20 protein-coding genes are annotated in these 24,179 nt (G+C 65.3%); 11 read left to right on the forward strand and 9 right to left on the reverse strand.

Annotation, left to right across the window (positions count from 1 at the left end):
* The first annotated feature begins 247 nt into the window (after window positions 1-247).
* A complete protein-coding gene (locus ACVMDN_RS06420) occupies window positions 248-1,480 on the forward strand; it encodes a rhodanese-like domain-containing protein (protein ID WP_076829044.1) in 1,233 nt (410 codons plus the stop codon).
* 518 nt (window positions 1,481-1,998) lie between these two features.
* Here ACVMDN_RS06420 and ACVMDN_RS06425 read toward each other — a convergent pair.
* From ACVMDN_RS06425 to ACVMDN_RS06435, 3 genes are all read right to left on the reverse strand, one after another.
* Window positions 1,999-2,994 carry a hypothetical protein gene (locus ACVMDN_RS06425; protein WP_456835464.1) on the reverse strand — a complete coding sequence of 332 codons (996 nt, stop codon included), beginning with the start codon at window positions 2,992-2,994 and terminating at the stop codon, window positions 1,999-2,001.
* 501 nt (window positions 2,995-3,495) lie between these two features.
* Complete coding sequence (locus ACVMDN_RS06430; protein WP_371852149.1) at window positions 3,496-4,794, reverse strand: serine hydrolase domain-containing protein; 1,299 nt, start codon at window positions 4,792-4,794, stop codon at window positions 3,496-3,498.
* A 107-nt stretch (window positions 4,795-4,901) separates the two neighbouring features.
* Window positions 4,902-6,239 (reverse strand): aminotransferase-like domain-containing protein, encoded by a 1,338-nt coding sequence (locus tag ACVMDN_RS06435; protein WP_244558864.1) that lies wholly within the window; start codon window positions 6,237-6,239, stop codon window positions 4,902-4,904.
* 87 nt (window positions 6,240-6,326) lie between these two features.
* Here ACVMDN_RS06435 and ACVMDN_RS06440 point away from each other — a divergent pair, with 87 nt between their 5' ends.
* Complete coding sequence (locus tag ACVMDN_RS06440; protein ID WP_082653920.1) at window positions 6,327-6,800, forward strand: DUF983 domain-containing protein; 474 nt, start codon at window positions 6,327-6,329, stop codon at window positions 6,798-6,800.
* Between the two features lie 233 nt (window positions 6,801-7,033).
* On the opposite strand, the gene ACVMDN_RS06445 is transcribed toward ACVMDN_RS06440, so the two are convergent.
* Complete coding sequence (locus tag ACVMDN_RS06445) at window positions 7,034-8,233, reverse strand: multidrug effflux MFS transporter (RefSeq protein WP_371852151.1); 1,200 nt, start codon at window positions 8,231-8,233, stop codon at window positions 7,034-7,036.
* A gap of 330 nt (window positions 8,234-8,563) precedes the next feature.
* Between ACVMDN_RS06445 and ACVMDN_RS06450 the strand changes: the two genes are divergently transcribed.
* The gene (locus ACVMDN_RS06450; protein ID WP_076829136.1) at window positions 8,564-9,898 is read left to right on the forward strand and encodes an MFS transporter; all 1,335 of its coding nucleotides are present in this window, start codon (window positions 8,564-8,566) and stop codon (window positions 9,896-9,898) included.
* 169 nt (window positions 9,899-10,067) lie between these two features.
* On the opposite strand, the gene ACVMDN_RS06455 is transcribed toward ACVMDN_RS06450, so the two are convergent.
* The 4 genes from ACVMDN_RS06455 to ACVMDN_RS06470 form a co-directional block, all read right to left on the reverse strand.
* Window positions 10,068-10,700 (reverse strand): aspartate/glutamate racemase family protein, encoded by a 633-nt coding sequence (locus ACVMDN_RS06455; RefSeq protein WP_057018837.1) that lies wholly within the window; start codon window positions 10,698-10,700, stop codon window positions 10,068-10,070.
* Between the two features lie 158 nt (window positions 10,701-10,858).
* Window positions 10,859-11,869, reverse strand: a complete 1,011-nt coding sequence (locus tag ACVMDN_RS06460) for an amino acid ABC transporter substrate-binding protein (RefSeq protein ID WP_076829040.1) — start codon at window positions 11,867-11,869, stop codon at window positions 10,859-10,861.
* Between the two features lie 88 nt (window positions 11,870-11,957).
* Window positions 11,958-13,313 carry an aspartate aminotransferase family protein gene (locus tag ACVMDN_RS06465; protein WP_076829039.1) on the reverse strand — a complete coding sequence of 452 codons (1,356 nt, stop codon included), beginning with the start codon at window positions 13,311-13,313 and terminating at the stop codon, window positions 11,958-11,960.
* Window positions 13,314-13,318: 5 nt separating this feature from the next.
* Window positions 13,319-14,194 (reverse strand): MurR/RpiR family transcriptional regulator, encoded by an 876-nt coding sequence (locus tag ACVMDN_RS06470; RefSeq protein WP_076829037.1) that lies wholly within the window; start codon window positions 14,192-14,194, stop codon window positions 13,319-13,321.
* A 155-nt stretch (window positions 14,195-14,349) separates the two neighbouring features.
* Here ACVMDN_RS06470 and ACVMDN_RS06475 point away from each other — a divergent pair, with 155 nt between their 5' ends.
* The 4 genes from ACVMDN_RS06475 to ACVMDN_RS06490 all read left to right on the forward strand — a co-directional run bounded on the left by ACVMDN_RS06475 (window position 14,350) and on the right by ACVMDN_RS06490 (window position 17,730).
* Window positions 14,350-15,537, forward strand: a complete 1,188-nt coding sequence (locus ACVMDN_RS06475) for an amino acid ABC transporter permease (RefSeq protein WP_375166977.1) — start codon at window positions 14,350-14,352, stop codon at window positions 15,535-15,537.
* Between the two features lies 1 nt (window position 15,538).
* On the forward strand, window positions 15,539-16,660 hold the full coding sequence (locus tag ACVMDN_RS06480; RefSeq protein WP_057018832.1) for an amino acid ABC transporter permease: 1,122 nt from the start codon (window positions 15,539-15,541) through the stop codon (window positions 16,658-16,660).
* A gap of 356 nt (window positions 16,661-17,016) precedes the next feature.
* Complete coding sequence (locus ACVMDN_RS06485; RefSeq protein WP_310881428.1) at window positions 17,017-17,526, forward strand: hypothetical protein; 510 nt, start codon at window positions 17,017-17,019, stop codon at window positions 17,524-17,526.
* 81 nt (window positions 17,527-17,607) lie between these two features.
* Window positions 17,608-17,730, forward strand: a complete 123-nt coding sequence (locus ACVMDN_RS06490) for a hypothetical protein (RefSeq protein WP_256520758.1) — start codon at window positions 17,608-17,610, stop codon at window positions 17,728-17,730.
* 10 nt (window positions 17,731-17,740) lie between these two features.
* On the opposite strand, the gene ACVMDN_RS06495 is transcribed toward ACVMDN_RS06490, so the two are convergent.
* Complete coding sequence (locus ACVMDN_RS06495; protein ID WP_076829034.1) at window positions 17,741-18,778, reverse strand: DUF4274 domain-containing protein; 1,038 nt, start codon at window positions 18,776-18,778, stop codon at window positions 17,741-17,743.
* A 169-nt stretch (window positions 18,779-18,947) separates the two neighbouring features.
* Here ACVMDN_RS06495 and ACVMDN_RS06500 point away from each other — a divergent pair, with 169 nt between their 5' ends.
* The 4 genes from ACVMDN_RS06500 (at window position 18,948) to ACVMDN_RS06515 (ending at window position 24,125) form a co-directional block, all read left to right on the forward strand.
* On the forward strand, window positions 18,948-19,742 hold the full coding sequence (locus tag ACVMDN_RS06500) for a FadR/GntR family transcriptional regulator (protein WP_456835463.1): 795 nt from the start codon (window positions 18,948-18,950) through the stop codon (window positions 19,740-19,742).
* A gap of 44 nt (window positions 19,743-19,786) precedes the next feature.
* Entirely contained in the window at window positions 19,787-21,205 is a 1,419-nt protein-coding gene (locus ACVMDN_RS06505) for an amidase family protein (RefSeq protein WP_456835462.1), read from the forward strand.
* A gap of 23 nt (window positions 21,206-21,228) precedes the next feature.
* Window positions 21,229-22,674 carry an amidase family protein gene (locus tag ACVMDN_RS06510; protein ID WP_456835461.1) on the forward strand — a complete coding sequence of 482 codons (1,446 nt, stop codon included), beginning with the start codon at window positions 21,229-21,231 and terminating at the stop codon, window positions 22,672-22,674.
* A gap of 233 nt (window positions 22,675-22,907) precedes the next feature.
* Window positions 22,908-24,125 carry an ABC transporter substrate-binding protein gene (locus ACVMDN_RS06515; RefSeq protein WP_076829028.1) on the forward strand — a complete coding sequence of 406 codons (1,218 nt, stop codon included), beginning with the start codon at window positions 22,908-22,910 and terminating at the stop codon, window positions 24,123-24,125.
* Window positions 24,126-24,179: the final 54 nt, after the last annotated feature.

The following is a 24,179-nucleotide window of genomic DNA, read 5'->3' on the forward strand; positions in this document are numbered from 1 at the left end:
GGTCATCCTCCCAGAACTTCAGGCTGGCCCCGCTACCTTCTCTTGTCCGGAAGGCCTGATCGGGCGCCAACGGGGCCGATTGGGAACGTAGCAAGTGCGTCCCGGTTGAGCAAAGCGGGATGGCGGGCTTTCGTTCCCCGGACCCCCTCTCGTGAAGATCGGGGTTGCGGGCCGGTTAAAGCTATTGACGAGACGTGATTTCGGCCTAGAGCAAGCCTGCCGTTTTCTTCTGTCAGGCCAGCATTCCATGACACTTGCTTCCGTCACGCCCCAGGACATCCGCGCAACGCTGCTGCTGCGCCGGGAGATCGCGCTGCTCGACGTCAGGCATGAGGCGGAATTCGCCACCGGCCATCCGCTGTTTGCCGCCAACATGGCGGCCGGCCGGATCGCGCTCGAAGCCGAGCTGCGATTGCCGCGCAAGGACGTGCCGATCGTTCTTTATGACAATGGCGAGGGGCTGGTCGCTGCCGCCGTGGAGCAGTTGATGGCGCTGGGCTACGGCAATGTCGCCGCGCTCGCCGGCGGCTTAGGAGGCTGGAAGGCGGCCGGTTACGAGGTGTTTGAGGATGTCAATTCCTATGCCAAGGCGTTCGGCGAGTTGGTCGAGTCGCGCAGGCACACGCCGTCGCTGAGTGCCGACGAGGTCGCCGCGTTGATTTCGGACAAGGCCAACATCGCGATCCTCGATGTCCGTCGCTTCGACGAATATGCCACCATGAACATCCCGGGCTCGGTCAGCGTGCCCGGCGCCGAGCTTGTGCTGCGGGCCGGCGGCGCGGCGCCGGATCCCGACACCACCATCATCGTCAACTGCGCCGGCCGCACCCGCTCGATCATCGGCACGCAGTCGCTGATCAATGCCGGACTGCCCAACAAGGTGCGGGCGCTGCGCAACGGCACGATCGGCTGGACGCTGGCGAAGCACGATCTCGAGCACGGCGCCGGCAAGCGCGGCGGCATTGCTCCGTTCGAGGGCGCAGGCGACAATGCGCGCGACGTCGCCTATCGCGCCGGCGTCCGTCACATCGGGATCGATGAACTCGCTGCGCTGGACGAGGACGCACACCGTACGCTGTATCGCTTCGATGTGCGCGATGCCGAGGAATACACGACCGGTCACCTTGCCGGCTTCCGCCACTATGCCGGCGGCCAGCTGGTGCAGGAAATCGACATGGCCGCGCCCGTGCGCGGCGCGCGCATCGTGCTGAGCGACGACAAAAGCATCCGCGCCGACATGACGGCGTCCTGGCTTGCGCAGATGGGCTGGGAGGTCTATGTGCTCGACGGCGGCTATGACGGCCGGCTCGAAGTCGGCCCGCCGCGCATCGTGCCGCGGCCCGATCCCGCGCACCGCTACCGGCGCCCCTATGAAGGCACCGGCGTCGCGGAAAAAGCGATGCAGGCCTATCTCGATTGGGAGTACGGCCTCGTCGAGCAGCTGCGTCGCGACGGCACGCACGGGTTCTATGTGATCTAGCGGATGACGTGGTGACGGCGGTGCGACTGCATCGGTCGGTGCCGCGTCGCAGGGGCGACTGCCAAAATATCGAAAACAACCCCATGCAAAGGAGCCGGTGGCTGCCCGCGGACACGGCAACTTGACTCGTCGGGCAAATCAGTGGTAATTTTCCATTATTCAGAAATCGTGCCGGCATGGTCGTCCCTGCGAAAGCAAAGACCCATAATCACAATTGCTGGGCGATGCTGGAACGACGAATTCCTTCAACAAGGTCCGCCGCGGAGTATGGGTCCCTGCTCCCGTGCGCAAATGCGCACTAGGCAGGGACGACGTGTTGGAGGGGCCGCGGGCTCTCATCTCTCCGGTGCCATACCCCGCACAGGCATCCAGTACGGCGCGGCCATTAAGCACGAACGCCGTGAGGAGTCGGATCGCATCTATCGATGCGACCCGACCTAACAGGAGCTTCGCTCGTCTCGACCCCGCAAGCCGGGGAGATACACCGAGTTTGCTGCGAAGCATAACCCAGCCCGCCGCTACTTCGGCAACGCCACCGGCGTCAGCTTGAACGGGCCGGGGTCCTTGCCCTTGTTGTCGCCGATCACGTAGGACAGCTTGCCCTCGGCGACCCAGCCGACATCGCCGACCTGCGTCACCGAGACCGGCTCGGCAAGGCCATCCTTGATGGTGTCGATGGTAGCCTCGCTGCCCTTCACCGTGACCTTGTCGAGCTTGCCGTTGCCCTCGATCAGCAGGAAGCTGCCGCCATGGGCACGCAACGCGTCGGCGTGGTCGAGCCGCCGCGACGGCTTCAGCTCGGTCACCGCGCCGGCCTTGCCGTCCTTCATCTCGATCTTGAACAGTTTTGCCGGAATGAAGGTGGTGACGTAAAGATTGCCGTCGGCGCCGATCGCGATGCCGTCGAGCCCGACGCCGTCCTTGGCGGGCGCGAGCTGCGGATCGGTCGCGAACGTCGCCAGCGCCGTGCCACCCGCCTTCAGGCTGTAGACGAACGGCGCAAAGGAATCGCTCACATAGGCGGTGCCGTCGGCACCGACCACGATGTCGTTGCAGAACGATTTCGGATCGCTCAGGGCAAAGCTGCCCTTCGGCGCGCCGCTCTTGAGATCGAAGGTCTTCAGCCAGGCGCCCTTGGTGTCGCTCGGCCCCGCCACGCCCATCGCGCTGATGTCGTTGGAGCAGACATAGAGCGTGCCGCTCTTCTCGTCGGCGAGCACGCCCAGCGTCGAGCGGCTGTCGGCGGCGCCCGGCTTGACCAGCTGCTCGGCCTTGCCGCCCGAGATCTTCGTCACGCCGCCATGGTTGAAGCTGCCGACGTAGAGCGTCCCGTCGGAGGTCGAGGTTACGCTCTCCGGAAAACTCTTGTCGGGAACGCCGACCGCAGCTGTTTCGGCGCGCACTGGGCCGGCCGCACCGAGCGCAAGGATGATGGCCGCTAGCGATGCGCGGCGGATCTTGAGCAGTTCTCCCGTTGCGCGCGGACGTCCCGCGGCGCCATTGTTTTTTATCATGATCGCGTTTCCTCGATGAACCTGGTTGGACCAGGCAGGATTTTCTTGGCGATCGTCTCCGGTCGATGGTTGTTGTCTGCAGGGTTCCCGACCGGATTGTTCACCCGCCTGCCTTGTCGTCACGATATATACGATAGTATATAGCGTGAGGGAAGCAGCGGAGAGGAAGCTGCGACGGCTGGAGAGCGCGTCATGGAACGGGAATTGGCGTTGCGCCATCAATGCGTGTGCTGCGGTGGCATTATCGATGGATCGTCGACGACGATGCGATCGGCCTCAATGCACGGATCGGCCTTACGGACGGGTGTTCGTTCGTCTGCGACGAATGCACCGCGAGCCTGATCGCGGCCGCAGCACGGCGCAGGCAGGAACCGGTTCGGCGCAAGTCGTAAGGCGGGAAGGTTTCCGCGTCATTGCGAGGAGCGCAAGCGACGAAGCAATCCATCTATCCCCATGCGGAGACATGGATTGCTTCGCTGCGCTCGCAATGACGGTGGGAACTCAATCCGGGCTGAACGCGTCGTAGACCAGCTTGCGGAACGCGGGCGTAATGCGCTGGCGCTCGTTCTGGGTCTGCTCGAGCATGATGTAGATCATGTCGAGCTTCGGATCGACGCCGAAATAGGTGCCGCTGCCGCTGTCCCATTTCAACTCGCCGATCGAGCCGGGCGGTGGTGGCTTGGCAATGCCGGGATCGGTGCGCACGGCGATGCCGTAGCCATAGCCGAAGCCGTCGCCGGGAAAGTACCAATAGTCGCGGCCGACACCGGAGCCCGGCCCGATATGGTCCGTCGTCATGGTCTTGAAGGCTGCGGGGCTGAGATAGCGCTTGCCGTCCAACTCGCCGCCGTTGAGCAGCATCTGCGCGAAGCGCGCATAATCGAGGATGGTCGATACCAGACCGCCGCCGCCGGATTCCCATTCCGGATGCGCGCGCCGGTCGTTCTCGCCCTCGATCAGGATGGTGTCCGAGGGCAGCGGCTCGGCGAGCCTTGTCCGCTCGGTCTCCGCATCGAGCACGTATCTGGTGTCGTTCATCTTCAGGGGATCGAACAGGCGCTCCTTCTCGAACTGATAGAGCGTCTTGCCCGAGACGATCTCGATCACCCGGCCGAGCACGTCGGTGGAATGGCCGTAGCGCCACAGCGTGCCGGGCTGTCGCGACAGCGGCAGCTTGGCCAGCCGCGCCACGAATTCCTCGTTGTCGAACTTGCCGTCGAACAGATGTCCAGCGCGGTAGATCTTCTGGATCCAGTCGGCACCGATATATTCGTAGGTGATGCCCGAAGTGTGCCGCATGATATCTTCAATGGTCACCGGCCGGATCGGCGGCACCAGCTCAACCTTGGCCGGATCGTTTCCACCGTCCGGTTCAATGGCGACCTTCACGTCGGCGAAAGCCGGAATGTATTTCGACAGCGGGTCCTGCGGCGACAGCTTGCCCTCGTCGACCAGCATCATCGCGGCGGAGTTGGTGATCGGCTTGGTCATCGAATGCAGCGCGAACATCGTGTCGGGCCGCATCGGCGATTTGGTCGTGACGTCGCGATAGCCGAAGGTCTTCAGGTAGACCGGCTTGCCGTGCTGCTGGATCAGGATGACCGCGCCCGGAATTTTTCCTGTCGCAACCTCGTTATCAAAGAATGCGGTGATGCGTTCGAGTTTTTCCGGCACCGGGGCAGGGGCATCGGAGGCGCGCGCCGCGCCTGATATGACAACTGCAAGACAACCGATCGCGGTCACTGCTCCGCGAAGCGACAGCACAGCACGGTGGACTGCCCGATCATACCCGCACGACATTGAAAAGCCTGCCCCTGCCTGATGCCCTGAGCGCAGAGTTTTAGCGGCGCGCGCTCCCGCGCACCATAATCATTTTGGCGCGAGTTTATTCCCGGCGATCGCCGGAATTATACGATTTGGGTAGCGCCGACGGGCGTGCGCACCGCATTCGACAACACCTGCAGCGCCTGGCTCAGTTCGGCGCGGTTGCGTGCCGCACCCAGCGACACGCGCAGGCCGCGCGGCGCGGCATCGCCTGCCGCAAAGGCGTCTTCGCCGACCACGGCGAGACCGTTGCGCATCAGATGCGACAGCAGGTCGGTGCCGTCGAAATGCTTCGGCAGCGGCATCCAGAGATGGTGGCTCGCCGGCCGCGCCGCGTAAGTGACGCCCTTGAGGAAACGGGCCGCGAGCTGCTGGCGCGCGGCCGCCTCGTTGCGAATGGCGCGGATGATGTCCGCGGCGACGCCGGAACGCAGCCATTGCGTGACCAGCGCGACCATCAGCGACGGCGGCATCTGCATGGTGGCCTGCATGCCGGCGCGCATGCGCTGCTCGGCGGCAGCATCGGGCGCCAGGAGATAGGCGACGCGCAGGGCCGGCGCGATGCATTTTGCGATGCTCGCGGCGTAGTAGGTGCGCTCCGGAATGAGCGTAGCGATCGGCGCCATTTGCGGTTCGAGCGGCCCGTAGACGTCGTCTTCGATCAGGACGCAGCCGCGCTTGCTGATGACATCGGCGACCGCCTTGCGTCTGATCGCGCTCATCGTCGCCGTGGTCGGGTTTTGCTGCGTCGGCACCAGGTAGACCGCCTTCGGCTTGTGCTTGCGGCAGGCCTCGTCGAGCGCCTCGGGCCGCGCGCCCTCGGCGTCCATCGCAACCCCGACCAGGCGGACGTCGAGCCGCGCCGCCGCGGCCTTGATGCCGGGAAAGGTCAACGCCTCCGTCACCACGACATCGCCCGGCGATGTCAGCGCCAACAGCGTGTTGAAGATGATCGCCTGCGAACCCGGATAGATCACGATGCGGTCGGCCGCCGCCTGCGGCACGCGCGGCGCGAGCCATGCGGCGCCGGCCTCGCGCTCCGCAGTGGTGCCGCCCGGACGCGTGTAGCCGAGATAGGCGGAGAACCCGGCTTCGGAGCGGATGGTCGCAAGTCCCTGCGCGATGCGCAGGTCGAGATTGGCCTCGACCGGCTGCGGCGGCAGGTTCATCGACAGGTCGATGTTGACGGGCGCGGGCAGGTCGGACGCGGCGCGCGCGGTTGTCTCCGAGACGAACGTACCCTGGCCGACACGGGCGTCGAGCAGTCCGCGCCGCCGCGCCTCGCCATAGGCGCGAGTCACCGTGGTCAGATCGATATCGAGCGCTGACGCCAGCGCGCGATGGGTCGGCAGCCGCTGGCCGCGCACCAGCCGGCCGCTCGCGATGTCGGCGGCCAGCGCATCGACGATGCGCAGAAACATCGGGCCGTGCCATTCCGAAACTGTAGGGATCCAATCCATGCAATTCGACGCTTTGTCTTTGATTGTAGGTGCTAGAATGCATATTGTATGGGTCATCCAGATCAGGTCAAGGACGACGGCGAAAGGAAAACGACGATGACCGAGACGGTTTCCCTGCCAAAGGCGATGTGGCGCGGCTTCACCATGAAGTGCCCGAACTGCGGGCGTGGCCATCTGTTCGGCCGCTTCCTCAAGGTCGCCGATCACTGTGAAGTCTGCAGCGAGGACTTCACCCCGCAGCGCGCGGACGATTTCCCGGCCTATCTCGTGATCGTCGTGGTCGGCCACGTCGTGGTGCCGGCGCTGCTGTGGCTGGAGATGAACTACGCGCCGCCGGCCTGGCTGCAACTGGCGATCTGGCTGCCCTTCACGCTGTTCAGCGCGCTCGCGCTGCTGCAGCCGACCAAGGGCGCGATCGTGGGCCTGCAGTGGCAGCTGGGGATGGAGGGATTCGCGGCGACGCGGCGTGCGGTGGCGCCCGCCCGGGCGCAAAGCAGCGTCGGACGGACTCGCGAAGCCTGACGCGATCTCAGAATCGTAGCCCGGATGAGCGAAGCGACATCCGGGAACAGTAGCCCCACATATCGCTCCGCTCATGCGGGCTACAGTGATGCAACCAGTCAGAATTGTAGCCCGGATGGAGCCAACGGGTCGCGCGAACGCGCGCCCGATGACAAGCTCCGCGTAATCCGGGATCCTGTCGCCCGCACGATGAATCCCGGATTGCGCTGCGCTCGATCCGGGCTACGGATCAATCAAATCGGATGATGATGCGGCCGGAACATCCGGCCCTTCTCCGTCACCAAGACGACGGCGAGCGCGGCCAGCGTGCAGAGGAAGAAGCCGGTCGCGAACGGCGCCAGCGTGCCGTCGTAATCCTGGCCGATCGTGGTGCCGACGCCGATCCCGAGGAGCGTCGTGATCGTGCCGTACAGCGAGGAGGCGGTGCCGGCGATCTTGCCCTGCGGCTCCATCGCGAGCGCGGTGAAATTCGCCATCATCAGCCCGAACGCGAACATCATCAGGCCCGACAGCACCATGAACAGCGGCAGCGACAGCGTGTCGGTCTTCACCGCCAGCAGCAGGGCGCCTGCGACGACGGCAAAGCCGGTCAGCGCGGCGTGCGAGATCACGCGCATTCCGATGCGGCCGACGATACGCGAATTGAGGAAGCCGGCGATCGCGACGCCGACCGCGCAGGCCGCAAAGGCGACCGGGAAGTAATGCCCGAGCTTGAAGATCTCGGTGAAGATCTGCTGCGAGGAGAACACGAAGGCAAACAGCGAGCCCTGCACGCCGCCGGCGGCGAGCGCGTAGCCGAGCGTCTGGCGATTGGTGACGGTCTGGCGAAACGCGGATAGCACTTCCGGGATCGCCAGCGACTTGCGCAATTCCAGCGGCAGCGTCTCCGGCATCCGCATCGCGCTCCAGGCCAGCGCGATCACGCCGTAGATCATCAGCAGCACGAAGATGCCGCGCCAGTGCGTCAGCAGCATCACCGCCTGGCCGAATGACGGCGCGATCACGGGGACTGCGATGAACACCATCATCGCCAGCGACATCACGCTCGCCATCTGGCGTCCAGCGTAGCAGTCGCGCACGATCGAGGTCGCGATCACGCGGGTCGCCGCAGTGCCGAGCCCTTGCAGCGCGCGCGCCAACAGCAGCGTCTCAAACGAGGGCGCCATGATCGCGAGCAGGCCGGCGATGGTGTAGACGGTCATGCCGCCGAGCAGCACCGGGCGGCGGCCGAAGCGGTCCGATAGCGGGCCCATCACGAACTGGCCGACGCCGAAGCCGACCAGGAAGATCGACAGCACCATCTGCGGACGGTTGGCATCGGCGATCTGGAACGCGGAGCGGATGTTCGGCAGCGCCGGCAGCATCATGTCCATCGCCAACGGGTTCAGCGCCATGATCGAGGCGATGACGACGACGAATTCCGGAAAGCCCATCGGGCGGTGGCCTGAGGAAACCCAGGCATCGGCATTAATGTCAGACACTTAGCAACCTCTTGGCAATCCTCGCATCGTAGCGATCGTGTTGCGATGCACAATCGGCGTTTCGGGATAGCTGCCCGCCGATCGCGGTCGAGGTAGCGGGGTCGGGAACCGGGGCCAAAAGCACAATTCGCAGAATATCGTTGCGCCTGCAACTATTTTGCTCGTGTGGTGCGGAAACCTCTGCTAATCCCGGGTCCAGCATCCGTGCGGGGCAGGCGCATCGCCGCCAACCACGCCCGCGCGGCCAAGAACAGGTTCAAGAACGGGTTTTGGGGAGGCGACATGTCCATCGAACTGTCCGCGCGCTCGCGCGGCGCTGAACTGTCGGATGAGGAGCGCAAGGTCCTCACTGCAACGCTCGTCGGCACCACCATCGAGTGGTACGACTTCTTCGTCTACGCCCAGGCGGCGGGCCTGGTGTTCGGCGCGCTGTTCTTCGCGCCGATGAACGCGAACAATCCGCTGCTGGCGCAGATCGTCTCGTTCGCGACGCTCGGCCTCTCATTCCTGTTCCGCCCGTTAGGCGCCATCGTCTGCGGCCATCTCGGCGACCGCTTCGGGCGCAAGAACATGCTGGTCGTCACGCTGCTGTTGATGGGGGCGGCGACCGCGCTGGTCGGCCTGCTGCCGACCTACGCGCAGATCGGTGCCTGGGCGCCGGCACTCCTTATTCTCCTGCGCATCCTGCAAGGCTTCTCGGCCGGCGGCGAGTGGGGCGGCGCGGCGCTGATGGCGGTGGAATCCGCGCCCGTCGACAAGCGCAGCTTCTTCGGCTCGTTCCCGCAGATCGGCACGCCGCTCGGCATGATCCTGGCGACAGGCGTGCTGTGGGTGCTCACCGCGACGCTTGGCAAGCAGGCGATGATCGAATGGGGCTGGCGAATTCCGTTCCTGCTGTCGATCGTGCTGATCGTCGTCGGCATCGTGATCCGCCGCACGGTCGAAGAGTCTCCGGTGTTCCAGGCGATGCAGCGGCGGCACAAGGAATCCTCTGCACCGCTGCGCGACCTGATGCGCAATCACAGCAAGGAGATCCTGCGCACCGCGTTGATCTTCATGGCCAACAATGCAGCCGGCTACATCCTGATCGCGTTCATCATCAGCTACGGCGCCAACACGCTGAAGATGCCGTCGGAGCAGCTGCTGCTGATCGGCACGCTCGCGGCGGTGAGCTGGTTCATCTTCACGCTGCTCGGCGGCATCCTCGGCGACAAAATGGGCCGCGTGCGCTGCTTCCAGATCGGCTACACCCTGATGGTGCTGTGGGCGGTGCCGATGTGGTTCCTGATCGACAGCAAGAACCCCTTGCTGTTCTTCGTCAGCGCGGTCGGGCTCACCATCGCGCTCGGCCTGTCCTATGGCCCGCAGGCGGCGCTCTATGCCGAGCTGTTTCCGGCCAAGGTGCGCTATTCCGGCGTCTCGATCGGCTATGCGCTCGGCGCCATCTTCGGCGGCGCCTTCGCGCCGATGATCGCGCAATGGATCATCGGCACCTACGGCCAGTCCTGGCGCGTCGGCGTCTACATCGCGGTGCTGTCGCTGATCTCGCTCATCACGGTGTCGACGATTAGGGATCCGCAAGGCGTCGATCTGAACGTGCACGACGCGGGGGCGTGAGCCGCGACCTTGTGTCATTGCGAGGAGCTCGCGACAAAACTGCGAAGCAATTTTGCGCTGAAGCGACGAAGCAATCCATCGATCCGCGTATGCGGTGAAATGGATTGCTTCGCGGAGCCTGTCATCCGGCGGCGCTTCGCGCCGACCGGGTGGCTCGCAATGACGGAGATCAAACCCCCAGCATCGCCTTTAGCTTCAGCACCGCGCTATCAGGTGTCGTCAGCACCTCGCGGCCGGTGACTTCGGCGACGCGCTCGGCCGCCGGCGCCATGCTGTACTGCGCGAGCGCGATCAGGTCGCAGTTGCGCAGCTCCTTGGACGCCTCGACGACGATGCGGTCATGCTCGGCGCGGTCGCCGCGGTCGAGCGCTGCCAGCGCGCCATCGGCAAGTTTCGGCACCAGCGTGACCTGTGGCGGAAATTCCGGCGGCATCGACACCAGCGTCGGCGGGAAGGTCGAGAGCAGGCCGATCCGCTTGCCCTTCGCCACCGCCTGCTCGATCATCGCCTCGTTCGGCTTCAGCACCGGCATCGGCGCGTGCGCGCGCGCCACCGCCTCGATGCACGGCCCGAACGCCGAGCAGGTGAACAGGATGCCATTGGCGCCGGTGCTTGCCGCATAGCGGCCCATGGTCAGAAATCGCTCGGTCATGCGCTCGTCAAGCTTGCCGTCGCGCGCGAGGTCCGCCGACAGGCTATCGTCGAGCAGGTTCATCAGCCGCGCCTCCGGCCAATGCCGTGCGAACGATGCTTCGATCGGCACGATCGAATGTTTCAGGGCGTGAATCAGGGTGATGCGCATCGATGTTTCTTGCTCTCCCTCTCCCCGCTCTTTCGCGGGGAGAGGGTTGGGGTGAGGGGCTCTATCGTCGTAACAGGTGAGAGGAGGGTATGCGGAGGCGCCCCCTCACCCGGATTGCTTCGCAATCCGACCTCGCAGGCGGGGCGAGGTAACTTCGGTCACTTGAACGGAATCGCGTACATCAACCCGCCCTTGCTCCAGGTGGCGTTGAGACCGCGCTCGAGCTTCAAGGGGCTGGCCTTGCCGACATTGCGCTCGAAGATTTCGCCGTAATTGCCGCCGGCCTTGATCGCGGCGAGCAGCCATTTGTTGTCGAGGCCGAGGCGCGAGCCGAGATCGCCAGACGCGCCGAGCAGGCGCTGGATCGCCGGGATTTGCGACTTCGCCATCTCGTCGGTATTGGCCTGGGTGACGCCGAGCTCTTCGGCCTCGATCAGGCCGTAATGCAGCCAGGTGATGATGTCGCTCCAGACCTCGTCGCCGTTGCGGGTGAACGGGCCGAGCGGCTCCTTGCTGATGGTCTGCGGCAGCACGACGTAGTCATCGGCCTTCGGGGCTGCGGTCGCGACCGCGCCGGCGAGCGCGGAAGCATCCTGGGTCATGGCATCGCAGCGGCCGCCGAAGAAGGTCTGGTACATGGTGTCGACGCGGTCGAACACCAGCGGCTTCCAGTCGATGCCGTTGGCGCGGCCGTAGTCGCCGAGCGTCACTTCATGCGTGGTGCCCTGGGCGACGCACACGGTTGCGCCCTTGAGGTCCTTCAGCTCCTTCACGCCGAGGTCCTTCTTCACGACAAAGCCCTGGCCGTCGTAGAAATTGACCGGTCCCTGCCGCAGCCCAAGCGTGGTGCCGCGCAGAAAGGTCTGCGTCGAGTTGCGGTAGAGCACGTCGATCTCGCCTGACTGCAGCGCGGTGAAGCGGTTCTGCGCGGTCAGCGCGACGTAGCGCACCTTGGCGGGATCGCCGAGCACGCCGGCGGCAAGCGCACGGCAATAGTCGACGTCGAGCCCCTTGAAGTTGCCTTGCGAATCCGGCGCCGAGAATCCGGCAAAGCCGGTCGAGACGCCGCACACCAACGTGCCGCGCTGCTTGACGGTGTCGAGCGTCGCGGCGCTTGCGCCCGCGATGCCCGCGGCGAGAACGGTTAGAGTGATGATACCCCTCAGCATGCTTTCCTCCTCCTCCTAACGTTTGAGCATGATCCCTGCGCGAACGCTTCGCGTTTGTCGCGGGAAAACCGGTGCCCGTTTTTCCGGATCATGCTCCGTGACCGATATCCTTCAGCGCGCTGTCCACCGCGGCGCCTAGTCGTTCGACGATCATGTCGATGTCGCCGGACGTTGCGATATAGGGCGGAGCGAGCAGCACGTGATCGCCGCGCTGGCCGTCGGCGGTGCCTCCCGACGGATAGCAGCCGAGCCCGCCGGCGAAGGCGGCGGACTTGATCCGCTGATGCAGCTTCAGCTTGGGATCGAACGGCTGCCGCGTGGCACGGTCGGCGACCAGCTCGAGCCCCCAGAACAGGCCGCGGCCCCTGATGTCGCCGACATGGCGATGATTGCCGAACCGTTCGGTGAGCCGCTGCTCAAGCTGGCGGCCGCGCTCCTTGACCTGGTCGAGCAGCTTCTCCTCAGCGATCACCTTCTGCACCTCGAGCGCGGCGGCGCAGGCGAGCGGATGCGCCAGATAGGTGTGGCCGTGCTGGAACGCGCCGGAGCCGTTGCGCACGGTGTCGACGATGGTGCCGCTGGCAAGCATCGCGCCGATCGGCTGATAGCCGCCGCCGAGGCCCTTGGCGATCGCCTGGATGTCGGGCGAGATGCCTTCCTGCTCCCAGGCATGCAGCGTGCCGGTGCGGCCCATGCCGCACATCACCTCGTCGAGGATCAACAGGGCGCCGTGGCGGTTGCAGATCTCGCGCACCGCCTTGAAGTAACCCTCCGGCGCAGGCACGCAGCCGGCGGTGGCGCCGACCACGGGCTCGGCGATGAACGCCGCGACCGTATCGGGGCCGAGCCGCTGGAATTCGGCTTCGAGCTCGGCGGCAAGGCGCGCCACGAACGCCGCCTCCGATTCGTCGTCGCGCTTCTCGTGATAGGCGAAGGCCGGCGTGACATGGCTGAACGAGGGCGACAGCAGCGGCGCGTAGGGCTCGCGGCGCCAGGCATTGCCGCCGGCCGACAGCGCGCCGAGCGTATTGCCGTGATAGCTCTGGCGGCGCGCGATGAAGCGCGCACGCTTCCGCTCGCCGCGCTCGATGAAATATTGCCGCGCCAGCTTGATCGAGGCCTCGATCGCCTCCGACCCGCCGCTGACGAAATAGACATAGCCGAGGCCGCCGGGCTCGTGGCCGACCAGCCGCTCGGCGAGCTCTTCCGCGGGCTCGGAGGAGAAGAAGCCGGTATGGGCATAGGCGATCTTCGAAGCCTGCTTGGCGATCGCGGCCAGGATGCGCGGATGCTGATGGCCGAGGCAGGACACCGCGGCGCCGCCGGAGGAATCCAGAATCCGGTGGCCATCCTCCGCGATCAGCCAGACGCCGTCGCCGCCGACCGCTTTCGGCGGGGTCTCGCGCAGGCTGCGATGCATCACGCGGCTCTTGTTGGCTGCCATGACAGTCATCCTTTCTCGACGAAATATTGCGACATCTCGGCAAGCCGGCCCTCGGTCTCCTCCAGCTTGCGTTTTGCGCTCCCGCCGCCCAGCGTGAAAGCGACGGCGGCCAGCGACTGGGCGACTGCGATCGCGCCGGTCAGGCTCGGGAAGAAGCCGGGGGAGGAGGCGGCCTCGAACAGCAGCAGATGATCGGCGCCTTCGGCCATCGGAGCTGTGATGGTGTCGGCGATCGCGATCAGCGCAGCACGCGCCTGATGCGCCGCGCGCGCCGTCTCGACGCTGACCAGGGTGTAGGGCGCAAAGCCGATCACGACCACGGCGTCGCCTGAGCGGAAGGCGCCGTGGTCGAGATCGAACGGGCCGGAGCCGCCGACCAATTGCACGGCATCGGGGCGGAACAGGCGAAGCTGATAGGTCAGCAGTTCCGCGACGCTGCGGCAGCTGCGAAACCCCGATATCCAGATCCTGTCAGCGGAGTGCAGCGCACGCGCGGCTTCCGCGATCGCGCTCGCTGAAATCCGCGCAAGGCCCGCGGCCTCGGCCTCCAATTTGTCGTGCACCAGTTTGACATCGGCATTCGGCCCGGCGCGGCGGCTCCTGGCGCGGCCGGAGAACGGCGAGCCCTGCGCCGGCCGGCGCGCCTCGGTGAGCGCGGCGCGCAATTCGTCCCAGCCGGAATAGCCGAGCGCCTTGGCAAGACGGGTGAATGAAGCAGGATCGGCGCCGGCGACGGAGGCGAGCTCGCGCATCGAGCGGGTGGTGGCGTCGTAATCATTGGCGGCGACGAACCGGCCGACCTCCTGCAAGCGCATCGGCAGCGACGGCAGTGCGCTGCACAATTCGTTCAGGGGCGATGGTTTCGGCTGGGCCTGGGCCATGAAACATATGTTGCACAAATATTAAATTGGTGCAACATATGACGCGCGCAGGATTTGAGGTTGACGCGTCTTCTTCACGCGAACCGGGTATCCACTTCGCTCGAAAACGCTCTTGCGCATGGCAGAAGATCGCTTCTCACTGGGGTCCTTGTGCTGTGACGACATCGACGCCGAAACGCCCTCCCGCCCGGCCCTGGCGGCTTTCGCTCAGCGATCCCCGCGTCGCGGGCCTGTTCTGGCAGATCCTGGTGGTCGCCATCGCAGTCGCCGTCGTCGCCTGGCTGTGGTCCAACGCGGTCCATAACCTCTCGGTGCGGCGCATCTCGACCGGTTTTGCCTTCCTCGGCCGTGAAGCCGGCATGCCGATCGCCGACAGCTGGATCGACTACACGCCAAAGAACACTTACCTGCGCGCCTTCATCGTCGGCGTCGTCAACACGCTGCGCGTCGCGGTCATCGGCATCGTGCTGGCGACCGTGATCGGCACGCTGGTCGGTATCGCGCGGCTGTCGTCGAACTGGCTGCTGGCGCGGCTCGCCGCCGTCTATGTCGAGGTGCTGCGCGACCTGCCGCTGCTGTTGCAACTCCTGTTCTGGTACGTGCTGATGCAGGGCCTGCCGGCGGCGCGCCAGGCGTGGAAGCCGGTCGACGGGGTCTATCTGTCCAACCGCGGCCTGGTGCTGCCGTCGGTGCCGCTGCATGAGGCCAATGGCTGGACGCTCGCTGCGCTGGTCGCCGGCGTGATCGTCTTCCTCATCGTCAGGCGCCGCCTGATCGCGCAGCAGATGCTCGATGGCAAGGCGCGGCCGGTCTGGCCCTACGCGCTCGGCCTCATCATCGCGCTGCCTGCGCTGGTGTCGTGGCTTCTGGGCGCAAGCTGGAGCGTCATGCTGCCCGAGCTGCGCGGCTTCAACTTCGTCGGCGGGCTGACCCTGGCGCCGGAATATTTCGCGCTGCTGATCGCGCTGGTCACGTATACTTCGGCGTTCATCGCCGAGATCGTGCGCAGCGGCATCCAGGCGGTGCCGCGCGGCCAGTCGGACGCCGCTAAGGCGCTCGGGCTGAAGCGCAGCTTCGTGCTGCAACACATCGTGCTGCCGCAGGCGCTGCGCGTCATCATCCCGCCGATGACCAGCCAGTATCTGAACCTGACCAAGAATTCGTCGCTCGCGGTCGCGGTCGGCTACCAGGACATCGTCTCGATCGCCAACACCACGCTGAACCAGACCGGGCAGGCGATCGAGTCGATCGCGCTGATCATGATGGTGTTCCTCACCATCAGCCTCGGCATCAGCCTGTTCATGAACTGGTACAACGCGCGGATCGCGCTGGTGGAGCGCTGACATGAGCTCGGTCGCACATCTCCCGCAGGATCCGCTGCCGATCGGCCGGCGTCGCGCGCAGCGCACGCTCGGTGGCCAGATCGTGGCCTGGCTGCGCGCCAACCTGTTCGCGTCCGTGACGTCGAGCATCATGACGCTGCTGCTGCTGTTCGTGCTCGGCAAGGCGTGCATCGGCCTCTGGCAATGGGGCATCGCCAACGCGGTCTGGATCGTCTCGGGCAACGACACCAGCGCCTGCCGCGCGCTGCGCGGCGTCGGTGCCTGCTGGGCGGTGATCCCCGAGAAGTACCGCTTCATCCTGTTCGGCACCTATCCGTTCAGCGAGCAGTGGCGGCCGGCGCTCGCGGTCGTGATCTTCATTGCGCTGTTCGTGGTCTCGAGCCGCCGCAGCTTCTGGCGCAAGGAGCTGTTCCTGCTGTGGGCTGCGGCCTTGATCGCGATCGGGTGCCTGATGTGGGGCGGCTTTCTCGGCATGTCCTTTGTCACGCAGGACCGCTGGGGCGGGCTGCCGGTGACGCTGATCCTGGCGACTTTCGGATTGGCGTTCGGTTTCCCGCTCGGAATCCTGGTCGCGCTCGGCCGCCGCTCCAAGCTACCGGCGATCCGCTCGCTCTGCGTGCTCTATGTCGAGCTGATCCGCGGCGTGCCGCTGATCAGCCTGTTGTTCATGGCGAGCGTCATGTTTCCGCTGTTCATGCCCGACGGCGTCAACATCGACAAACTGCTGCGCGCCCAGATCGCTTTTATCCTCTATGCCGGCGCCTATCTTGCGGAAGTGGTGCGCGGCGGTCTGCAGGCGGTGCCGCGCGGACAATATGAGGCCGCCGACGCGCTCGGGCTGTCCTACTGGGAGAAGAACGCGCTGATCGTGCTGCCGCAGGCGATCCGCCACGTCATCCCGCCGCTGGTCAACACCTTCATCGCCTTCTTCAAGGACACCAGCCTGGTCCTGATCATCGGCATCTTCGATCTCTTGACCACCGCCAAGACCGCGATCGTCGATCCGGCCTGGCAGGCCTTCAGCGTCGAGGTCTATGTGTTCGTCGGCGTGATCTACTTCGTGTTCTGCTTTGCGATGTCGCGCTACAGCCGCGGCCTCGAGGCGCAGCGCGCGCACGGCTGAGCGATCCGGATTCTCCGTCGCTTGCCTCCCTCACATGCTGCATCCTTCGGTGCCGGCATGTTCGCATCCGCAGCCGTGTGCTTTGATTTCTGGAGCGGCCTGTTCTGGCTTTAACGATGCGGCAACCAAGACTTGGCCGATGGTTGGCGCAAAGGCGCGGCTGGCACAGAGTGCACTAGGCGATGTTCCGCCCGTAACTTATCTTGAGCGCCATTGGATTCGCGAGCGCGCGCGATGACAGAAATCATTGTTCGCGCGGGCATCGTTCGATCTGGACTGAACGCAAATGCTGCCGTTGATTTTGTTGATTTGGTTCGGCCCTGACAGGGCGTTACTTTGATTTTTGCCGTACGCCCATGGCCGAAGACAACGCCTCCTATCCCGAGAGTACCCGAAACCAGGTCCACGATGCCCTGCAAGGGTTTTCGACCGATGAGCTTCGCCAACTCCTGGCGGAGATCGAGCAACTCCTGAATGTTGAAGCCAAGCCTCGCCGACCGAGACTGCGACTGGCGGGAGGCACATATGTGAACGAGTATACCGCGCGCGCAAACATCGACCACTATCTGGATCTGCTGAAGCGCCCGGACGTTCCAACCAACACGAGATCGATGCTCAACAAGCGGCTGCTTGAGGAAGAAGACAAGCTCGGCCGCCGACGCGAGCAACTGGAGTTTGCCGAAAGCAGGGCCGCGGCCTGCCGGGATCGCGCAGATCGCCAGCGGCGTCTGGCGGAATCGTTTGCCCCTGGTTCGGTTGACCGGGAGCAGGCCGAAAGGCTGCTGGTCAATTTCGAGGCGCTCGCGCAGTTCGTGGAGGGCTTTTGTCGCCAGATGCGCCACACCGTGAACCATAGTCCGCTTTAAGCGAGGCGCCGCCTCGGTTCCGCGGGCTCCTCGTCATCACCATCGTGCAGCGTCCGGTCGCCCTTTGACCGCGTAGGCGCTTTGCCTCGGGGCGATGCCAAACGACCGGGGGGTACGCTGTTCGTCGGCGTGATCTACTTCGTGTTCTGCTTCGCGATGTCGCGCTACAGCCGCGGCCTCGAGGCGCAGCGCCTGTCGAATTGAGGAGGCGTGATCATTCTTGGCAACAGCGCGGAAAGTCCCCGCCGCACCCGAGTTGCTCGCGCTGCTGTTTCCAAGCCGTAAAGCCCAGCCTCAACTGGCAGTCCTCGTAGAAATACGCTGAATTCGCCTGCCGTCCGCCAAACCGGCGCAGTTTCGGTCCCGGCACTGTCCACGGCAGCGGACGACCACTGGCCTCCCGGCGCGCCACCAACTCGTCGTAGTATTGGACGTCGGACGGCTGAACTGAGGGCTGCAATTCATTGCGCAGATAATGCCCGCGTTGCCAGTTGTCGGCCACGCGCTTCATGAGATGCCATTTGCGCCGATAGCCGGAACTGAGTTGCGCCGGCTCCTCGTTGGCGAGCCCCAATGCCGCGATGAAAAAGTATTGCGCGGCCGTGCCGAGGTCGCAGTTCGGCTGCTCGAAGATCCATTCGATCACGCTATCCCGATCGTCGCTGTTGTGATCCCAGCTGTCGACGATGACGTGCCAGGTGTCGGGCGTCTGATCCTTGATCCAGAGCAGGAAGTCGTCGGGCTCGGTACTCAGCGCCGCATGCGGACACGGCCAATATTGCGACTTGAGTTCTTCGTCCGGCGCAGCCGCTTTTTTTCTGGCCTCTTCCTGCTGTTGCGCCACGGCCTGCATGGCGTGAACGGCATGCCGACGCTGCCGCATCCGCTTTGCCGTCGCGGCGTCCAGCGGTCGCAAGAGGTAATCGACGTGAGCCTCGCTCTCGGGCTCGGGAGGCAGGAAGTAGACGGAAAGCGCTGCATCCAGGCGGACGATCGCGGCCGCAGGCAGCAACTGTATGGTGTCGCAGTACGACGCGATGGTCGTGTCGCGCATCCCGATGCGCGCAGCGCGCGCTTCCAGTTCGACATCCGCGAGGAAGTAGTCCCACGACAGCCCCTCGAATGGCCGGGTCGCAAGGCCTTGAAACGTAATGCGGCTCTGGATGGCGCTTCGGTGGAGCGCAAGGTTTTCGTCGCACAGTCCCACGCCGCCACCGGATTGAGCCTGATCTCGAACTTCGTCGCCTGTCATACCGGCCTCATTGGAATTTGTCGTGGCATTCTAGGCATCAGATGTTGATCGATCCTGAGTCCGCAGCGTCGATTTCTGCGTTTCTGGAACGGGACTATTGACCGATGTAGCCCGGGCAGCCGGCGGAAACGTCTTGCCATACCGTGCCCGACCTATTTATGATTATAAAATGGATAAACCGGCTCTCCCGTCCCTCGACCCTTCGCGCCGCGCCTCGATCAAGCGCAAGCGCTCGGACGCGGTCGCCGACCTGATCCGCAGCCACATTTTCCAGGCCGGCTTGCAGCCAAATGACCGGCTGCCGCAGGAGGGCGAGTTGATCGAGATGTTCGGCTGCAGCCGCTCGACCATTCGCGAGGCGCTCAAGTCCCTGGAGGTGCAGGGGCTGGTGCAGAACACCACCGGTCCCGGCGGCGGCGCGCGGGTGGCGCCGGTGTCGATCAACCGGATCGTCGGCCTGCTCAGCAACTACTTCTATTTCCAGTCGACCAGCACCGCGCAGATCTACCAGATCCGCCGGCTGATCGAGCCGGAGCTCGCCTTCAGCGTGGTCGGCCACCTCACGGCGGAGCATTTCGCAGCACTGGAAAAGGCGATCGCGGTCCAGGAGCATCATCCCCGTGGCGATGCCGATTGGGAATATCATCGCCACGCCGAGATCGATTTCCACGACATCCTGATCGAGGCCTGTCCCAACCCGCTGCTCGGCCTGGTGTGCCGGTTCGTCAACGAGGCCATCAGGCATCTGATCGGCAAGCTCGGCGTGCAGGAATTCGCATCCAGCTTCACCTGCGAGAATATCGAGTTTCACAAGCGTCTGATGGCCGCGTTCCGCTCCGGCAATGCCGCGCGCGCCCGGCGCGTGATGCTCGATCATGTGCTGAGCGCCGAAGCGGTGGTCGTTCCCGCGGAAGACCTGCGCATCGATCTGCCCGTGTTTCATCAGCCGTTGCGGCTCGATTGAACCGCATCGGCGGACTGCTGCATCACGCCCTGGAGAAAACGACAATGGACACGCGGCGCGAGAATGAGTTGTGGAGCTGGTCGGCCGTCGATCTGGCGCGTGCGATCGCGACGCGCGCGATTTCCAGCCGGGAAGCCGTGCGATCCAGCCTCGATCGCATCGCCGAGGTCAATCCGGCATTGAACGCCATTGTCGCTGTGCTCGCCGATGAAGCGCTGGCCGCCGCGGACGCGGCGGACGAAGCGGTGAAGTCAGGCGCGGAGCTCGGCGTGCTGCACGGCGTGCCGGTCACGATCAAGGTCAATGTCGACCAGCGCGGCTGCGCCACCACCAATGGCGTCGTGGCCTTCCGCGACGTGATCGCCACCGAGGACAGCCCGGTGGTCGCGAATCTTCGCAAGGCGGGCGCGGTCATTGTCGGGCGCACCAACACGCCGGCCTTTTCGCACCGCTGGTTCACCAACAACGATCTGCACGGCGCGACCTACAATCCGTGGAGCCATCGGCTGACGCCGGGCGGCTCCAGCGGCGGCGCCGCATCGGCCGTCGCCTCCGGGATGGGCGCGATCGCGCATGGCAATGATTTCGGCGGCTCGATCCGCTATCCGGCTTACGCCTGCGGCGTCGCCGGCCTGCGTCCGACGCCGGGGCGGATTCCGGCGTTCAATCCGTCGGCAACCAGCGATCGTCCGATCACCGCGCAGATGATGTCGGTGCAGGGGCCGCTGGCCCGCTCGGTCGCCGATCTCGGGCTCGGCCTTGCCGCGATGGCCCAGGCGGACGCGCGCGACGGCACATGGCTGCCGGTGCCCCTGCAAGGTGCGCCGCTCAAGCGTCCGATCGGTGTCGCGGTCGCGCCCGCGCCGTTCGGCGACGAGGCGCCGGAGGTGAGCGCGGCGGTGCGCGCTGCCGGGCGCTGGGTCGCGGAGGCCGGCTTTGCCGTGGAGGAGACCGTGCCGCCGCGGCTCGCGGAGGCGGCCGATCTCTGGCATCGCCTCGTCATCAATGAGGAGCGGCGCGTGCTGGCGCCGATGATCCGCAAGTTCGGCGACGATCGGAGCCGCTACAATCTCGAGTGCCATATCGCCTACGCGCCCGAGCTCGACGGCGATCAGGTGCTCGCCTGCTTCGAGCAGCGGCTGGCGATCGTGCGGGCCTGGCAGCTGTTCCAGGAGCGCTATCCCGTCATCATCCTGCCGGTCTCGGCGCAACTGCCGTTCCGTTTCGATCAGGATCAGGAAGACGCGGCGGTGGTCCGCGCGCTGCTCGACGCGCAGCGGCCGCTGCTTGCGGTGCCCGCGCTCGGCTTTCCGTCGGTCGTCGTACCGACCGGGACCGCCGAGGGCGTGCCGGTCGGCGTGCAGGTGATCGCCGGCCGCTTCCGGGAAGACGTCTGTCTCGCAGTGGCCGAGCTGATCGAGGCGCGTGCATCAAAGCTGACGCCGATCGACCCGCGAGACTGAACCAACAACAAGCACTGACCATCATGGGAGAACATCACGTGACGAATGCACCGATCTGGCACTGGTCCGCCGTCGACACGGCCGCGGCGATCCGAAACAACCAAGTGACGTCGGAGGAGGTGGTTCGCGCCCATCTCGACCGCATGCAGGACGCCAATCCGGCGCTCAACGCCGTCGTGGTCGATCTCGGCGCGTCTGCGATGCAGGCGGCGAAGGCCGCGGACGAGGCGCTGGCCGCGAGCAAGCGCGGAGGCGGCGCCGTCGGGCCGCTGCACGGCGTGCCGGTCACGATCAAGATCAACATCGACGTCCAGGGCCAGGCCAATTCGAACGGCGTGGTGGCATTCAAGGACAACATCGCGCCGGGCGACTCGCCGGTGACGGCCAATCTCAGGAAGGCCGGCGCCGTCATCATCGGCCTCACCAACACGCCGGAGTTCTCGCTGCGCGGCTTCACCGACAACCCGCTGCATGGCCTGACGCGCAATCCCTGGAAAGCCGACGTGACCTGCGGCGGATCGTCGGGCGGCGCCGGCGCGTCGATCGCGGCCGGCATCGGCACCATCGCGCATGGCAACGACATCGGCGGCTCGCTGCGCTGGCCGGCGCATTGCAACGGAATCGCCACCATCAAGCCGACCCAGGGCCGCATCCCGGCGTTCAATCCGAGCGCGACCGCGGAGCGGCCGCTGATGGCGCAGTTCATGTCGTCGCAAGGGCCGCTGGCGCGCCACGTCGCCGACGTGCGCCTCGGCCTCGAGGTGATGGCGAAGCGCGACCCACGCGATCCCTGGTATGTGCCGGCGCCGCTGACGGGGCCGAAGCCGGCCGGGCCGATCAAGGTCGCGCTCGCAAAGATCCCCGAGGACATGGCGACCGATCGCAGCGTGATTGCGCTTCAGCGCAAGGCGGCGGATCATCTCGCCGATGCCGGCTATGCGGTCAGCGAGGTCGAGGTCCCCGACCTCAACAAGGTCTGGCAGCTCTGGTGCGACCTGATCATGACCGAGGTTCGCGTGTTGCAGCAGGACCAGATGCTGGCGACCACCAGCGCCGACTTCCAGAAGACGTTCCGCGGCTTCATGGCGCTGGCCAACCCGCTCGACCAGGCCGGCTACATGAAGGCGATCGCCGAGCGCTCGCGCCATATCCGGAACTGGATGACGTTCCTCGAGCAGTATCCGCTGGTGCTGATGCCGACCACCGTGCGCAAGACGCCGGAGGTCAACGCCGATCTCGGCGGCGATCAGCGCGTCAAGGATTTGTTCTGGAACGACCTGCGCTTCATTTCGTCGATGAACGTTCTGGGGCTGCCGGCGTCCGTGGTGCCGGTGGGTCTCGATGAGGGATTGCCGGTCGGCGTCCAGATCGTCGGCTCGCGCTATCGCGAGGACATGTGTCTCGACGCCGCCGAGGCGATCGAACGCAAGGCCGGCGTTCTGGCACGGCAATTGTGGGAGCGGCGCTGAGGCGATCTCGACGCCACCACGCATTATCCATTCGTATGATTCAACGCACGCCGCGGCGAAATTTCGTCGCGGCGTTCGCATGATCGGAAATGCGAGCGTGCCGGGGTCCAGCTGTGTTCCTTCTCCCGGAATTTCTGAGCGGAATCGCAGAGCGCCATGCCGGCGACGGGGTTGTCGGCGATCCCTGATTGCTTCAGGAGATCGTCCGAAACGTCGAAACCCCTGGGAACGAAATGTCCATCACGAAACGCTCGCATGTCCTGGTCGCAATTGCCGTGTGTCTCTCATTTGCGGCCGGCACTGCCCGAGCGGAGGATGGCGTGCTGCGGGTCGGCATCATCACCGACATGAGCGGGCAATATTCCGACGGCAATGGCCCGGGATCGGTGATCGCGGCGCAGATGGCCGCGGAGGAAATCGGTGGCACGGTCGCCGGACGCAAGATCGAGATCATTTCGGCGGATCACCAGAACAAGCCTGATGTGGCGACCGGCATCGTGCGCAACTGGATCGACAACAAGGGTGTCGACGTGATCGCCGAAGGCGTCAATTCCGCGGTGGCGCTCGCGATCCAGACCGTGACGCGCGAACGCAAGAAGCTGTTTCTGATCTCGGGCTCGGGCTCGTCCGATCTCACCGGCAAGCAATGCTCGCCGACGAGCGTGCAGTGGACTTATGACACCTATGCCTCCTCGAACGCGACGGCGAAGGCCGTGGTTGCGCGCGGCGGCACGCCCTGGTTCTTCCTGACGGCGGATTATGCGTTCGGCCAGGCGCTGGAGCGCGATGCCAGCAAGGCCGTGACATCGGCCGGCGGCAAAGTGCTGGGGGCGGTCCGCCATCCCTTCGATACCGCCGATTTCTCGTCGTTCCTGCTGCAGGCCCAGTCGTCCGGCGCCAAGATCCTGGCGCTTGCCAACGCCGGTTCCGACTTCCGCAACGCGGTATCGCAGGCCGACGAGTTCAATATCCGCGCCAGCATGCAGGTCGTCGCGCTGCAGGTGACGCTCACCGACGTGCCCGCGCTTGGCCTCGCGCATGCGCACGATCTGCTGTTCACCGATTCCTTCTATTGGGATCGCACGCCGGAGACGCGCGTGTTCGCCCAGGAGTTCTTCAAGCGGCACGGGGCGATGCCGACCGCTTACCAGGCCGGCGTCAACTCGGCGCTTCGGCACTATTTCAAGGCGGTCGCCGCGACCAACTCGGTCGATTCGGAGACCGTGATCGCGCAGATGCGCAAGACCCCGGTCAATGATTTCTTTGCCCAGAACGGCCTCGTGCGCGAGGACGGCCGGATGGTGCACGACATGTATCTGATGCGCATCAAGAAGCCGGAAGAGTCCAAGAGCAAGTGGGACCTCTACGAGTATCTCGCGACGGTGCCGGGCGACCAGGCCTTCCGTCCGCTCGATGAGGGCGGCTGCCCCTACGTTGCCAAGTCGCACTAGCCCTGTCAGAAATTTGCATCGAGCCCTCGCGTGAGTTTTTCTCCTATCATGCGC

This window comes from Bradyrhizobium sp. USDA 4510, assembly GCF_054059095.1.